This is a genomic window from Mangrovibacter plantisponsor (assembly GCF_003182475.1).
GTDB lineage: Bacteria > Pseudomonadota > Gammaproteobacteria > Enterobacterales > Enterobacteriaceae > Mangrovibacter > Mangrovibacter plantisponsor.
The window spans coordinates 362,210-375,658 of record NZ_QGTS01000005.1; the positions used below are offsets into that span (position 1 = coordinate 362,210).

Sequence of the window (13,449 nt, forward strand, 5' to 3'; positions counted from 1 at the left end):
CTCAGCTTTACAGACCGGCTAAACATCTTTGATTCGCGCGAGGCAAAAACAGGTGGCAATACACATTGCCAGTGCCAGCCAGAAACCCGCGTGATAGCTCCAAATCTCAGCAATTATCCCCGCAAAAGAGCCTGCAATTATCCAGCCGACGCGTGTCGTATTGGTGTACAACGTAGTGGCGGCTCCTGCCTGGCCGGGCATCAGATCCTGAAAGTAGATCATGCCTATACCCGCGAGGATCCCAATATAAATAGCATTGAGTAACTGAAGCGCCAGTAAGGCCCAGGGATGCGTGACTACCAGCGTACTGGCATAAAACGCCAGCCCGGCAACAGCGGCAATACGCATTAAAAACCGCTTGCCCAGGCGCCTGGCATAGTAACCGGCAATCAACATAGTCGGGATTTCCAGCGCTGCCGCAGTACCCATCATAAACCCGGCCAGCTTCTCCGGCAGATGTAACTCGTCTACAATAAACAGCGGCATATTGATGATATACAGGCTGTTTGTGCCCCACATTAACGTGCAGGCAATAAACAACAGCAGGGTGTCTCGCCGGTTACGCCGCGGTGCCTGCAGCGGAGCACTGGCAGCATGGTGAGGAGCCTGCTTTTGCATTGAGGGTAAAAAGCCCCATACCATCAGCCCACACACCACAAAGGCGACGGCTGCACACAGGTACATGACATCAAACCCGAGCCCAACAGACAAAGCGTAAGCGATAGGGGGGCCAATTACCCAGGCCAGTGAAACCTGAGCACGCAGTACTGAACTGAACATCACGGCTTCCCGGCCTGTTTTATCGGCATGCTCGCGGGCGAGGGCGAACATTTGCGGGTTGGCCGTTGAGCCGAAGCTGCTCAGAAATACCCCCACAAACAGCAGAATAAAATAATTCCGGTTCCAGGCAAATAACAGGCACGCCAGTACCCCCAGCGCACAACAGAAAATAATCAAATTCTTCCTGTCACCACGCCTGTCTGAACGGCCAGCCAGAAACTGGCTTACCAGAATACCAATGACCGCGCTGCCGGTGAAAAAGAACCCCACCATCGCCGGGCGGGCATGCACTTCGTTGGTTAAAAACAGGCTCAGGGTGGGCGTTTGCAGCGCACCAGCAATGCCCGTGAGGAACGCGACAATCAAAAACGCGCTGTTAGTGAAATCAAACGTGCGACGCGGTGTGGTTGCGGGTTGGTTGTACATGGGTATCACTGGTGGTAGAAGAGAAGAAACCCGCGGAGTTTACGCGCCTTTTGCAAAAATAGACAGCCACGGCACAGCCAATGCCACAAATAACATAAAACCAGCATGTTACGCCGGGAAAAAAACAGTAACTGGCGTTCCTGGGAAGCCATTGCTGAAGCCTGAGCTGAACGATTGAGGAAAAATTGTGATGTGTTCAGCAACTTCCTGATGTTAATTGCTGAAATGTGCGGAACCTCTAATTTTAATCATCAGATTTTGCCGAAAACTTGCTTAAGGCGTTCAGTAGTATCAGACTCCTTGAAACGTTTCAGCGCTGAACTTTGGACTTAATTCAAATCCTGCAGCGCGATTCTTTTAGCTATAGCTGAAACGATTCACTTTCGGCGGGAGAAATTATTCATGTTTCAACTATCTGTCCACGATATTCACCCCGGTGCGGCAGCCACAAATAAAGAAGAGGCAATTCGCCTTGTGGCTGGAGCACTGGTTCAGGCTGGTAATGTTGCTGATGGCTACCTCAACGGTATGCTGGCGCGTGAACAACAAACGTCCACGTTCTTAGGCAACGGTATCGCTATTCCTCACGGGACAACGGATACCCGTGATCAGGTACTGAAAACCGGTGTTCAGGTTTTTCAGTTTCCGGAAGGGATTCGTTGGGGAGAGGACCAGGTTGCGTATGTGGCAATTGGTATTGCTGCCAGTTCCGATGAACACCTCGGCCTGCTACGCCAACTGACTCATGTGCTGAGCGACGACAGCGTTGCTGAACAGCTCAAGAATGCCAAAACCGCCGAAGCGTTGCGGGCGATTTTGATGGGTGAAACCCAGGCCGCAGACTTGAAACTGGATAACGACACTCTGTCGCTGGATGTGAATGCCACCGATCTGGTGACTCTGCAGGCTTTGAATGCAGGCCGCCTGAAAGCCGCTGGTGCCGCAGATGCCAGCTTTGTCGCTCAGGCTGTTGCGGGCAAACCACTCTATTTAGGGCAGGGCATTTGGCTGAACGACAGCACAGATGGCAACCTTGCAAGCGCAGTTGCTGTAGCGCGCCCGGCGCAGAGCATTGAAGAAAATGGCCAGCCTGTTGGTTTATTGCTGACAGTCGCTGTTGCCGATGACCAGTCATTGCAAGTGCTGAACCGCCTGAGTGACCTGCTTATCAGCCAGAAAGCAGACCGCCTGGTTAAAGCCGATGCGCCAACCTTGCTGGCCGTGCTGACCAGCGATGCGCCATTACCAGAAGATGTACTCAATGCTGAGTTTGTGGTCCGTAACGAGCATGGACTGCATGCCCGTCCGGGAACCGTGCTGGTAAACACCATCAAACAATTTACCAGTGATATTACCGTCACCAACCTTGATGGCTCCGGAAAACCTGCCAATGGCCGTAGCCTGATGAAAGTGGTTGCGTTGGGCGTTAAACAAGGGCATCGCCTGCGTTTCACCGCTCAGGGTGATGACGCAGAACAGGCGCTGGCAGCTATTGGTGAAGCCATTGCCGCAGGTCTTGGGGAGGGCGCAGCATGAGCAGACGTGTCGCCACTATTACTCTCAACCCGGCTTATGACCTGGTAGGTTACTGCGCAGATATCGAGCGCGGCGAAGTTAACCTCGTGCGTACGACTGGTTTGCACGCTGCGGGTAAAGGCATCAACGTCGCGAAAGTGCTCAAAGACCTCGGGATCGACGTGACTGTCGGGGGGTTCCTCGGCAAAGAAAACCAGGATGGATTTCAACAGTTATTCAGTGAGCTCGGTATTGCTAACCGTTTTCAGGTAGTAAATGGCCGTACACGCATTAACGTGAAGCTGACAGAAAAAGACGGCGAAGTGACCGACTTAAACTTCTCCGGCTTTGACGTGACGCCGGCAGACTGGGAACGCTTTGTCAGTGACTCCCTGAGCTGGCTTGGCCAGTTCGATATGGTGTGTGTCAGTGGCAGCCTGCCAGCAGGTGTCAGCCCGGAAGCCTTTACGGACTGGATGACCCGCCTGCGCAGTGAATGCCCGTGCATTATTTTCGACAGTAGCCGCGAAGCATTAAATGCCGGGCTGAAAGCGGCTCCCTGGTTGGTTAAACCTAACCGCCGTGAGCTGGAAATTTGGGCGGGTCGTTCGTTACCCACCCTTCAGGATGTGATTGAAGCTGCACATGCGTTGCGCGAACAGGGTATCGCTCATGTGGTGATTTCTCTGGGCGCTGAAGGCGCTTTGTGGGTCAATGCATCTGGCGAATGGATCGCCAAACCGCCTGCCTGTGAAGTTGTCAGCACAGTTGGCGCGGGGGATTCAATGGTAGGTGGGTTGATTTATGGCCTGCTGATGCGTGAGTCCAGTGAACACACATTACGCCTGGCGACAGCGGTGGCTGCACTGGCTGTAAGCCAGAGTAATGTGGGTATTACCGATCGTACCCAGTTGGCCGCGATGATGGCGCGAGTCGACCTTAAACCCGTAAATTAACAGCAGGAGAGGCACATAATGAAAACGCTGCTGATTATCGACCCAGGCTTAGGCCAGGCCCGTTGCTACCTTGCGAAGACCCTGGTGGCTGCCGCAGCTAAGAAAGCAAATTTGGAGATTATTGATAATCCCAATGATGCGGAAATGGCTGTTGTAGTTGGTACCGAGGTTAAGCCCGACACAGCGCTGAACGGCAAGAAAGTCTTTTTAGGCAACATTGACCGTGCAGTACAGCATCCTGAGTTATTCCTGAGCGAAGCAAAGGAAAAAGCCGTGGTTTACACAGCGCCTGCAGTGGCTGTGGCAGCACCGGCAGCCGGTGGTGTTAAGCGCGTTGTGGCGGTAACTGCCTGCCCAACTGGCGTGGCACACACTTTTATGGCGGCTGAAGCCATTGAAACTGAAGCAAAAAAACGTGGCTGGTGGGTTAAAGTTGAAACCCGTGGCTCCGTTGGCGCCGGTAATGCTATTACACCAGAAGAAGTGGCTCAGGCTGACCTGGTGATTGTAGCTGCCGATATCGAAGTGGACCTGGCGAAGTTCGCTGGCAAACCGATGTACCGGACATCCACCGGACTTGCGTTGAAGAAAACAGCATCAGAACTGGATAAAGCGGTTAATGAAGCTAAGCCTTACCAGCCTTCTGGTTCTCAGGCTGCAGCAGATACCGGGTCGAAGAAAGAGTCTGGTGGGCCATACCGTCACCTGCTGACCGGTGTATCTTACATGCTGCCGATGGTGGTGGCTGGTGGGTTGCTCATCGCTCTGTCCTTTGTGTTTGGTATCCAGGCATTTAAAGAAGAAGGCACTTTAGCCGCGGCACTGATGAAAATTGGTGGTGGTTCGGCCTTCGCGTTGATGGTGCCGGTACTGGCCGGGTACATCGCGTTCTCTATTGCTGACCGTCCGGGTCTGACGCCTGGTCTTATCGGCGGTATGCTGGCTGTCAGTGGTGGTTCTGGCTTTATTGGCGGGATCATCGCAGGCTTCCTGGCAGGTTATGTGGCAAAAGCAATCAGCACGAAAGTGAAATTGCCACCGAGCATGGAAGCCCTGAAGCCAATTCTGATCATTCCGCTGTTTTCCAGCCTGATTGTTGGCCTGGCGATGATTTACATCATCGGTACTCCGGTCGCTCATCTGCTGGATGGTTTGACTCACTGGCTGAAAACCATGGGCACCGCCAACGCAATTCTGTTGGGCGCCATTTTGGGCGGCATGATGTGTACCGATATGGGTGGGCCGGTTAACAAAGCGGCTTATGCATTCGGTGTGGGTCTGCTCAGTACCCAAACCTATGGCCCAATGGCGGCAATTATGGCTGCGGGCATGGTTCCACCGCTGGCGATGGGCCTGGCTACTCTGGTTGCGCGCAATAAGTTCGATAAAGCGCAACAGGAAGGTGGTAAAGCTGCGCTGGTACTTGGCCTGTGCTTTATCAGTGAAGGTGCTATCCCGTTTGCAGCTCGTGACCCCATCCGTGTCATCCCTTGCTGTATCGCAGGTGGTGCGCTGACTGGCGCTATCTCCATGGCGATTGGTGCACAACTGATGGCTCCGCATGGTGGTTTGTTCGTACTGCTGATTCCAGGTGCAATTACACCGGTACTGGGCTACCTGATGGCAATTGTCGCCGGTACGCTGCTGACTGGCCTGGTTTATGCAGCTATCAAACGCCCTGAAAATGAGCTGGTAAAAAAAGCTGCCTGATAACAGCTAATACAATATGACCGGCGCCACACCAGGGTAATTCGGTCAGTTTGTATTAACAATAAAAGCCCCGGCAACAGATGTTGCCGGGGCTTTTTTGACCCATAGCGTAAAACTTGCCGCCTCACCTGGAGGAGTGGACAGCACTTTTCCCTTGGGCGCTTTACTGCGCTTTAAGCGGCATCCGCCGGGTATTGTTGTGCTTTAAGCCAGGCGATTTCTTCTGCCCAGATATCCGGGTTCACGGTTTCAAGAATGAGCGGGATATTATCGAAACGTGGGTCACGCATAATCCAGCTAAAAGCAGTATGCCCAATGTTGCCTTCACCCAGGCTGTGGTGGCGGTCCACCCGGCTGCCAAACTCACTTTTCGCATCATTCAGGTGCATACCGCGTAAATACTGGAAGCCAACGATGCGCTCAAAGTCTTCAAAGGTTTTTTGGCAGGCTTCTTCACTACGCAGGTCATAGCCCGCGGCGAAAGCATGGCAGGTATCAATACAGACCCCCACGCGTGATTTATCTTCCACGCCATCAATAATGGCGGCCAGGTGCTCGAAACGAAAACCGAGGTTACTCCCCTGGCCTGCAGTATTTTCTATGACTGCGGTAACGCCTGTAGTGACGTCCAGTGCCAGATTGATTGATTCGGCAATACGCGCAAGGCAGCCATCTTCAGGAATTTGCAGCAGGTGGCTACCGGGGTGGAAGTTAAGTAATGTCAGACCCAGTTGTTCACAGCGTTGCAGCTCATCAACAAAGGCGTTGCGGGATTTTTCCAGTGCTTCCTCAACCGGGTGACCCAGGTTAATCAGGTAGCTGTCGTGAGGTAAAATTTGCCCCGGAGTAAAGTGGTATTTTTCACAGGCCGCTTTGAAGTTATCGATGGATTCAGTGCTTAATGGTGCGGCACGCCACTGGCGCTGGTTTTTGGTAAACAAGGCAAAAGCGGTGGCATCGAGTTCACTGGCTCTGACAACCGCATTTTCCACACCACCTGACGCGCTGACATGCGCTCCCACATATTTCATTGTGACTTTCCTGGTTAACCCACTATTAACAAGCGTTCTATCATAGCGGGTTAACCCAGAGATTGCAGGTCTTGTCTCAGAGCAGGTGGTGAACGGCTACGTTAATCAGGCCACCACCGACAATCAGCCAGCCAAACAATACCAGCGCCATTAACAGTGGGCGTACACCCGCTTTTTTCAGTGCGCTGACATGTGTTGTCAGCCCCAGCGCCGCCATTGCCATGGCTAACAGGATGGTATCGAGTGTTACCAGTGATTTGACGACAACGACTGGCAGCAAGTGGAAGCTATTGAACATTGCCACCAGGATAAAAATAATTGCGAACCACGGGATGGTGATTTTGCCATGGGCTTCACCAGACGGGGCCAGTTGCTTAACCCGGGACGCCAGCAGTAACAGGAAAGGGGCCAGCAGCATTACACGGATCATTTTGGTAATCACCGCCGCATTTTCAGTTACCGGGCTGACGCCATGGCCCGCGGCAACAACCTGGGCAACTTCATGCACGGTAGAGCCAATATAGATCCCAAAGGTGCTTTCGTTGAACACGTGCTGCAATAGCGGGTAGAGCATCGGGTAGATAAAAATCGCCAGGGTACCAAAGATAACCACAGTTGCCACAGCCACGGTGACTTTGCTTGCTTCGGCTTTGACGACCGGCTCGGTGGCTAACACAGCGGCTGCGCCACAAATACTGCTCCCTGCGCCGATTAACCAGGAAGTATGTTTATCCAGGCCAAAGACACGCTGGCCAAGCCAGCAGGCAATAAAGAAAGTACTGCTCAGAGTCAGAATATCAATAATGATACCGCTGGCGCCGACATCGGCTATTTGGGTAAATGTCAGGCGGAAACCATACAAAATTATTCCCAGCCGCAGCAGGTGTTGTTTGGCAAACAGCACGCCACCGTCGCAGGGCCTGCTAAGAGAAGGGTAGAGTGTGTTGCCAATGACCATACCTATCAGAATAGCCAGCGTGAGTGCACTCAGGCCGGCACCAGAAATCCTCGGGAAACTGCCTGCCCACAGAGCAAATCCTGTAATAACCCCGGTCAGTAACAGGCCGGGAATGAAGTGCGTCAAGCCGTGCTTTTTACGCTGGCTGATAGTCAGTGTGCTCATGTCACCCCCCCTTCGTTTCGATGGGGAGATCCTACGGGCGACTGGCTTAAAAATAAAATTGATTATATATTTATAACCAATCGAAATAACTGGTAGATCACGGCGGGCGAGAGACAACATGCATATCACATTGCGGCAACTGGAAGTGTTTGCGGAAGTATTGAAAAGTGGTTCCACAACACAGGCTTCACAAATGCTGGCGTTATCGCAATCCGCCGTCAGTGCCGCGTTGACTGACCTGGAGGGGCAGTTGGGGGTAAAACTGTTCGACCGTGTTGGTAAACGCCTGGTTGTTAACGAACATGGACGCCTGTTGTTCCCGCGCGTGGTGTCATTGCTGGACCAGGCCCGTGATGTGGAACAATTGTTTCAGGAAGATAAAGGCGCCATTCGTGTTTTTGCCAGTAGCACCATTGGTAATTATATTTTGCCTCAGGTCATTGCCCGTTACCGCAAGGATCACCCAAACCTGCCGTTAGAAATGAGTGTGGGTAACAGCCAGGACGTCATTAACGCTATTGCTGATTTCCGTGTGGATATCGGCCTGATTGAAGGGCCCTGCCACAGCCCGGATATTGTAGCTGAACCCTGGATTGAAGACGAACTGGTTGTTTTCGCTGCGCCTCAGTCCCCGTTATGCCAGGGGCCGGTAACCCTGGAGATGCTGGCTGCAGCACCGTGGATCCTGCGGGAAAAAGGTTCTGGCACCCGGGAGATCGTGGATTATTTACTGCTGGCTCACTTACCCCAGTTCAACCTCGAAATGGAATTGGGGAATTCAGAAGCGATTAAACACGCGGTACGCCACGGGCTGGGGATTAGCTGCCTGTCCAGGCGGGTAATTGCAGAACAATTGGAAAACCGCACTCTGGCGCGGGTCGCGGTCCCTTTACCTCCTCTTATCAGAACTCTGTGGCGTATCCATCACCGGCAAAAGCACTTATCCAGTGCACTAAGCCGCTTTTTGGCATATTGCGAAAAATAATCGCACTAAAATGGTGCTTTAGCTCTGTTGTGGTGAGTGATTGTGATGCAGTGCAACTTTGCTAAGCTCCGGAATCCCCTGTTTACAGTAGTACAGGCCGCATAAACGCGGCCTTTTTTAATTTGCGTTGCGTTGGCACATTAGTTGCAAATCACAATACTAAGAATCTTTTGTTTCATATCCTTTGAATGAGGTGAGTGATGTTGCGGAAAAAATGGCTGTTGTCCCTCGCTGGGGCGGTACTGTTAGTGGTGCAGGCAGGTCAGGCAATGGCTGATCAATTACAGGACATCGAAAAACGCGGCGTGTTACGTGTTGCAATTCCCCAGGATTTTCCTCCTTTTGGTTCAGTCGGTACTGATCTGCAACCGGAAGGTTACGATATCGATATGGCGCAGTATCTGGCTAAAGAAATGAAACTGAAGCTGAAACTGGTGCCAGTAAGCAGTGCCAACCGCGTACCTTATCTGCAAACCGATAAAGTGGATTTAGTGATTTCCAGCCTGGGTAAAAATGCAGAACGTGAAAAAGTGATCGACTTCAGCAAGGCTTATGCGCCTTTCTTCCTTGGCGTGTTTGGCCCGAAAGACACCACTCTGCCGGATGCTGCCGCGCTGAGCGGTAAAAGTGTGGGTGTGACCCGTGGTGCTGTTGAAGATATGGTGCTCAGTGACGTTGCGCCGAAAGACGCACAGGTGAAACGCTACGAAGATAACAACACCACCATTTCAGCGTGGTTATCCGGCCAGGTTCAGTATCTGGCAACCGGTAACGTTGTGGTGGCAGCAATCGCTCGTAAAGACCCGGGGCATGCGCCAGTGGCGAAGTTTATGCTGAAAGACTCACCATGCTATATCGGCATGAAAAAAGAAGAGCCTGCGCTGAAAGACAAAGTTAACAGCCTGATTGACCAGGCCCGCAAGGACGGCACACTGAACAAATTGTCAGAAAAATGGATGAAAGCGCCGTTACCGGCGAACCTGGGTGCCTGAGGAGTTAACGAATGACAACGCAGCTCGATTTTGCCGCCCTGTTGCCATTCTGGCCAGCCTTACTGGCTGGCCTGTGGACCACCATAGTACTGACTTTTTGGGCAACATTAGGCGGGATTGCTGTCGGGGTAACCGGCGCAGCGCTGCGCAGTGGGAAATCAGGTGTTCTGAGCCATATTTGGGGCGGATATGTGGAGTTGATCCGTAACACGCCCTTTGTAGTACAGCTATTTTTCATTGTATTTGGTTTGCCGAGTTTGGGGTTACGCCTGAATGCCGGGCAGGCGGCGTTGATAGCCATGATAGTTAACCTTGGTGCCTACAGTACGGAAATTATCCGTGCAGGTATTCAGGTTACCCCGAAAGGGCAGTGGGAAGCCGCGCGTGTACTGGGGCTGAGCCGTGGGCAAACATTCTTACGGGTGATTTTACCACCGTCGCTCAAGCGTGTTTTCCCGGCTCTGGTCAGCCAGTGTGTCATTGTGATGCTCGGTTCCTCTGTGGTATCGCAAGTGTCTTACGAAGAGCTGACTTTCCAGGCCAACCTGATACAGTCACGCACATTTTTAAGTTTTGAAGTTTATGTTGTAACCACGATCCTCTACCTGCTGTTGTCGCTGGCAATGCGCCAGGTATTGTTGGTTGCCGGGCGCAAATGGTTGGGGAGTGACGGCCTGTGACGAATTTCACTGACTGGGATATTGTCCGCAACCTGCTGCTGGCAGCGCGCTGGACCATCATGCTTTCATTGATAGCTTTTGTATGCGGCACACTGGTGACATTGCCTTTGTTACTGGTGCGTATGGGCCGCTGGGTGTGGCCGAAGCGCCTGGTAACCGGCTATGTTGCGTTGTTTCAGGGCACTCCATTGTTGATGCAGTTGTTTCTGGCCTTCTTTGGGCTGGGGTTGTTTGGCATTGATGTCAGTGCCTGGACAGCAGCTACGCTGGCATTAACACTGTTTACCAGCGCCTATTTGCTGGACATTTGGTACGGGAGTATTCGCTCTTTACCCAAAGGGCAGTGGGAAGCAAGCCGCTGCCTGGGGCTCAGTTTCGGCCAAACATTGTGGCGGGTGGTAACTCCCCAGGCTGTACGTATCGCCATTGCGCCTACTGTTGGGTTCTCGGTGCAGGTCATTAAAGGTACTGCACTGGCTTCAATTATTGGCTTCGTTGAACTGACGAAAGCCGGCACCATTCTTAATAATGCGACATTCGCGCCTTTTAAAGTGTTCGGGTTGGTGGCACTGGGGTATTTCCTGCTGTGTTATCCGTTGTCGCGTTATAGCCGTTATCTGGAGAAAAAATTCCATGCCGCTCATCACCATTAATGATGTTCAGAAATACTATGGCGATAACCACGTGCTCAAAGGCGTTAGCCTGGACATTGAAATGGGTGAGGTTGTTTCCATCATTGGCCGCAGTGGCTCAGGGAAAAGTACTTTGCTGCGTTGTATGAACGGGCTGGAAGGCTACCAGGATGGCAGTATCAAGCTGGGTGGAATGACCATCACGGACCGTGAATCCCAGGCGCGAGAAATTAGCCGTTCTGTAGGGATGGTGTTTCAGAGTTTTAATCTGTTCCCCCATATGACAGCGCTGGAAAATGTGATGCTGGCTCCGCGCCGGGTGCTGAAAAAATCTGCTGCAGAATGCCGTGAGCTGGGCATCGAAATGCTCAATAAAGTGGGGCTGGGTGAACGCATTGATTACCTGCCTGCTAATTTGTCTGGTGGGCAGCAACAGCGTGTGGCAATTGCCCGGGCACTGGCAATGAACCCGAAAGTATTACTGTGTGATGAAATTACCTCCGCACTTGACCCGGAACTGGTTGGTGAGGTGCTTAAAGTGCTGGAACAACTGGCGGCCGAAGGAATGACGCTGATTCTGGTCACTCATGAAATGAACTTCGCACGTGAAGTGGGCGATCGGGTGGTGTTTATGCACCAGGGTAAGGTGTGGGAGCAGGGCGACAGTAAGACATTTTTCGCTCAGCCTGAAACACCAGAGTTACAGCAGTTTATCGCTTCAGTACGTGGGTTGAACTAATTTTATACTGCCTGTTTACATATTAGTCACACCAGAGACCTTTGTGCCTTCGCCTTTGCTAATAATCCGGCATGGATTATGAAGGTCTCTTATAACCGCTATTTTGTCCCGCTTCCTGCCTTGTTGGTCTGCTACAATCGCGCCTCATTTTTTAGACAGGCAACATTTTTTTATGGTTTCCGAAGTAAACACAACACAAGCGCCTGAACTACGACGCGAATTAAAGGCGCGCCACCTGACAATGATCGCGATTGGCGGTTCGATTGGTACCGGGTTATTTGTTGCTTCTGGTGCAACAATTTCCCAGGCAGGCCCGGGTGGAGCATTACTTTCCTACGCACTGATTGGTTTGATGGTCTACTTCCTGATGACCAGCCTTGGGGAACTGGCCGCCTACATGCCCGTTTCTGGTTCGTTTGCAACCTACGGCCAAAACTACGTTGAAGAAGGCTTTGGTTTTGCCCTGGGGTGGAATTATTGGTACAACTGGGCGGTGACTATCGCCGTTGACCTGGTGGCTTCTCAGTTAGTTATGAACTACTGGTTCCCAGGGACGCCAGGCTGGATCTGGAGCGCACTGTTCCTTGGCATTATGTTCCTGCTTAACTTCATTTCGGTAAAAGGTTTTGGTGAAGCTGAATACTGGTTCTCGTTAATTAAAGTCGCAACGGTAATTGTGTTTATCGTTGTCGGTGTTTTGATGATTATCGGTATTTTTAAAGGCTCCGCCCCGGTGGGCTGGGCTAACTGGTCTGTTGGCGATGCGCCTTTTGCTGGTGGTTTCTCGGCAATGATTGGCGTGGCCATGATTGTGGGCTTCTCCTTCCAGGGTACTGAGCTTATTGGCATTGCTGCCGGTGAATCTGAAGACCCGGCGAAGAATATCCCGCGCGCAGTGCGTCAGGTGTTCTGGCGTATTCTGTTGTTCTATATTCTGGCTATTCTGATTATCAGCCTGATTATTCCTTATACCGACCCGAGCCTGCTGCGTAACGATGTAACCGACATCAGCGTGAGTCCGTTTACTCTGGTCTTCCAGCATGCTGGTTTGTTGTCTGCTGCGGCGGTAATGAACGCGGTGATTCTGACAGCCGTGCTGTCTGCCGGGAATTCCGGGATGTACGCTTCCACGCGTATGCTTTACACCCTGGCCTGTGACGGTAAAGCACCACGCATTTTTGCGCGTCTGTCTAAAGGTGGTGTTCCTCGCTATGCGCTGGTGGCAACGACTGTGGTTGCCGGGTTGTGTTTCCTCACATCCAAGTTTGGTAACCAGACAGTGTACCTCTGGCTGCTTAATACCTCCGGGATGACGGGCTTTATCGCCTGGCTGGGGATTGCCATCAGCCACTACCGGTTCCGCCGTGGTTATGTGCATCAGGGCCATAGCCTGAGTGATTTGCCATACCGCTCTGGTTTCTTCCCGTTAGGGCCCATCTTTGCGTTTGTGCTGTGCCTGATTATTACGCTCGGCCAGAACTACCAGGCTTTCCTGGAAGATAAAATTGACTGGATGAGTGTGGCGGCAACTTATATTGGCATTCCGTTGTTCCTGGTGATTTGGTTTGGTTACAAGTTGGTGAAGGGGACGCGGTTTGTGAAGTATGGGGAGATGGAGTTTCCGGATACGGTTAAGAAGTGATGGGTGATTGTTCAGTTCATCTGAACTGATGTGAAAGTTCTGTTCGCTTTGCACTGATGACTGTGTGGTGGAAGTTCCGTTCACTTGCAGTGTGGTTGTTTCCGTTCACTTAAAGTGATGTGGCTAATGTTGCTTCACAGCCTGTGAACGGGCGAAAGGGGGCTCGCCCCCTTTGCAATCCCCGTTTTCGCTGGCGACCGGTGCTGCGCACTGCGTTCACCTCCGGGCAGTCAGCCTG

The 13,449-nt window shown here is 52.1% G+C and carries 12 protein-coding genes; 9 read left to right on the forward strand and 3 right to left on the reverse strand.

What is annotated here, in order from left to right; all coding sequences use genetic code 11:
* Window positions 1–18: 18 nt before the first annotated feature.
* On the reverse strand, window positions 19–1,206 hold the full coding sequence (gene setB, locus DES37_RS10395; protein WP_110025744.1) for a sugar efflux transporter SetB: 1,188 nt from the start codon (window positions 1,204–1,206) through the stop codon (window positions 19–21).
* 402 nt (window positions 1,207–1,608) lie between these two features.
* On the opposite strand from setB, the gene fruB reads away from it, so the two are divergent.
* From fruB to fruA, 3 genes are read left to right on the forward strand one after another with little or no spacing between them, the layout of a single operon-like run.
* Entirely contained in the window at window positions 1,609–2,742 is a 1,134-nt protein-coding gene (gene fruB / locus DES37_RS10400; protein ID WP_110025745.1) for a fused PTS fructose transporter subunit IIA/HPr protein, read from the forward strand.
* Window positions 2,739–3,677, forward strand: a complete 939-nt coding sequence (gene fruK, locus DES37_RS10405; protein ID WP_110025746.1) for a 1-phosphofructokinase — start codon at window positions 2,739–2,741, stop codon at window positions 3,675–3,677. Before fruB ends, fruK begins: the two co-directional genes overlap by 4 nt.
* An 18-nt stretch (window positions 3,678–3,695) precedes the next feature.
* Window positions 3,696–5,387: a PTS fructose transporter subunit IIBC gene (gene fruA, locus DES37_RS10410; protein ID WP_036111609.1), complete on the forward strand. Its 1,692-nt coding sequence runs from the start codon at window positions 3,696–3,698 to the stop codon at window positions 5,385–5,387.
* Window positions 5,388–5,560: 173 nt separating this feature from the next.
* On the opposite strand, the gene nfo is transcribed toward fruA, so the two are convergent.
* Together nfo and DES37_RS10420 are read right to left on the reverse strand one after the other, a co-directional pair.
* A complete protein-coding gene (nfo, locus tag DES37_RS10415) occupies window positions 5,561–6,418 on the reverse strand; it encodes a deoxyribonuclease IV (RefSeq protein ID WP_110025747.1) in 858 nt (285 codons plus the stop codon).
* A 76-nt stretch (window positions 6,419–6,494) separates the two neighbouring features.
* Window positions 6,495–7,541 (reverse strand): YeiH family putative sulfate export transporter, encoded by a 1,047-nt coding sequence (locus tag DES37_RS10420; RefSeq protein ID WP_110025748.1) that lies wholly within the window; start codon window positions 7,539–7,541, stop codon window positions 6,495–6,497.
* Between the two features lie 118 nt (window positions 7,542–7,659).
* On the opposite strand from DES37_RS10420, the gene yieE reads away from it, so the two are divergent.
* The 6 genes from yieE (at window position 7,660) to DES37_RS10455 (ending at window position 13,211) form a co-directional block, all read left to right on the forward strand.
* Entirely contained in the window at window positions 7,660–8,526 is an 867-nt protein-coding gene (yieE, locus tag DES37_RS10425; RefSeq protein ID WP_110025749.1) for a DNA-binding transcriptional regulator YeiE, read from the forward strand.
* A gap of 200 nt (window positions 8,527–8,726) precedes the next feature.
* Window positions 8,727–9,518, forward strand: a complete 792-nt coding sequence (locus DES37_RS10430; RefSeq protein WP_036111631.1) for a transporter substrate-binding domain-containing protein — start codon at window positions 8,727–8,729, stop codon at window positions 9,516–9,518.
* An 11-nt stretch (window positions 9,519–9,529) separates the two neighbouring features.
* Complete coding sequence (locus DES37_RS10435) at window positions 9,530–10,198, forward strand: amino acid ABC transporter permease (RefSeq protein ID WP_036111634.1); 669 nt, start codon at window positions 9,530–9,532, stop codon at window positions 10,196–10,198.
* Window positions 10,195–10,851 carry an amino acid ABC transporter permease gene (locus DES37_RS10440; protein WP_036111636.1) on the forward strand — a complete coding sequence of 219 codons (657 nt, stop codon included), beginning with the start codon at window positions 10,195–10,197 and terminating at the stop codon, window positions 10,849–10,851. Before DES37_RS10435 ends, DES37_RS10440 begins: the two co-directional genes overlap by 4 nt.
* Window positions 10,832–11,569 carry an amino acid ABC transporter ATP-binding protein gene (locus tag DES37_RS10445; protein WP_036111638.1) on the forward strand — a complete coding sequence of 246 codons (738 nt, stop codon included), beginning with the start codon at window positions 10,832–10,834 and terminating at the stop codon, window positions 11,567–11,569. Before DES37_RS10440 ends, DES37_RS10445 begins: the two co-directional genes overlap by 20 nt.
* A 172-nt stretch (window positions 11,570–11,741) precedes the next feature.
* The gene (locus DES37_RS10455) at window positions 11,742–13,211 is read left to right on the forward strand and encodes an amino acid permease (protein ID WP_036111641.1); all 1,470 of its coding nucleotides are present in this window, start codon (window positions 11,742–11,744) and stop codon (window positions 13,209–13,211) included.
* Window positions 13,212–13,449: the final 238 nt, after the last annotated feature.

What these genes read in the sequence shown, in the direction of transcription:
- DES37_RS10435 (WP_036111634.1), top strand. Translation starts at nt 9,530, where the DNA reads ATGACAACGCAGCTCGATTTTGCCGCCCTGTTGCCATTCTGGCCAGCC.
- nfo (WP_110025747.1), bottom strand. Translation starts at nt 6,418, where the DNA reads ATGAAATATGTGGGAGCGCATGTCAGCGCGTCAGGTGGTGTGGAAAAT.
- fruA (WP_036111609.1), top strand. Translation starts at nt 3,696, where the DNA reads ATGAAAACGCTGCTGATTATCGACCCAGGCTTAGGCCAGGCCCGTTGC.
- fruK (WP_110025746.1), top strand. Translation starts at nt 2,739, where the DNA reads ATGAGCAGACGTGTCGCCACTATTACTCTCAACCCGGCTTATGACCTG.
- yieE (WP_110025749.1), top strand. Translation starts at nt 7,660, where the DNA reads ATGCATATCACATTGCGGCAACTGGAAGTGTTTGCGGAAGTATTGAAA.
- DES37_RS10430 (WP_036111631.1), top strand. Translation starts at nt 8,727, where the DNA reads ATGTTGCGGAAAAAATGGCTGTTGTCCCTCGCTGGGGCGGTACTGTTA.
- DES37_RS10455 (WP_036111641.1), top strand. Translation starts at nt 11,742, where the DNA reads ATGGTTTCCGAAGTAAACACAACACAAGCGCCTGAACTACGACGCGAA.
- DES37_RS10445 (WP_036111638.1), top strand. Translation starts at nt 10,832, where the DNA reads ATGCCGCTCATCACCATTAATGATGTTCAGAAATACTATGGCGATAAC.
- setB (WP_110025744.1), bottom strand. Translation starts at nt 1,206, where the DNA reads ATGTACAACCAACCCGCAACCACACCGCGTCGCACGTTTGATTTCACT.
- fruB (WP_110025745.1), top strand. Translation starts at nt 1,609, where the DNA reads ATGTTTCAACTATCTGTCCACGATATTCACCCCGGTGCGGCAGCCACA.
- DES37_RS10420 (WP_110025748.1), bottom strand. Translation starts at nt 7,541, where the DNA reads ATGAGCACACTGACTATCAGCCAGCGTAAAAAGCACGGCTTGACGCAC.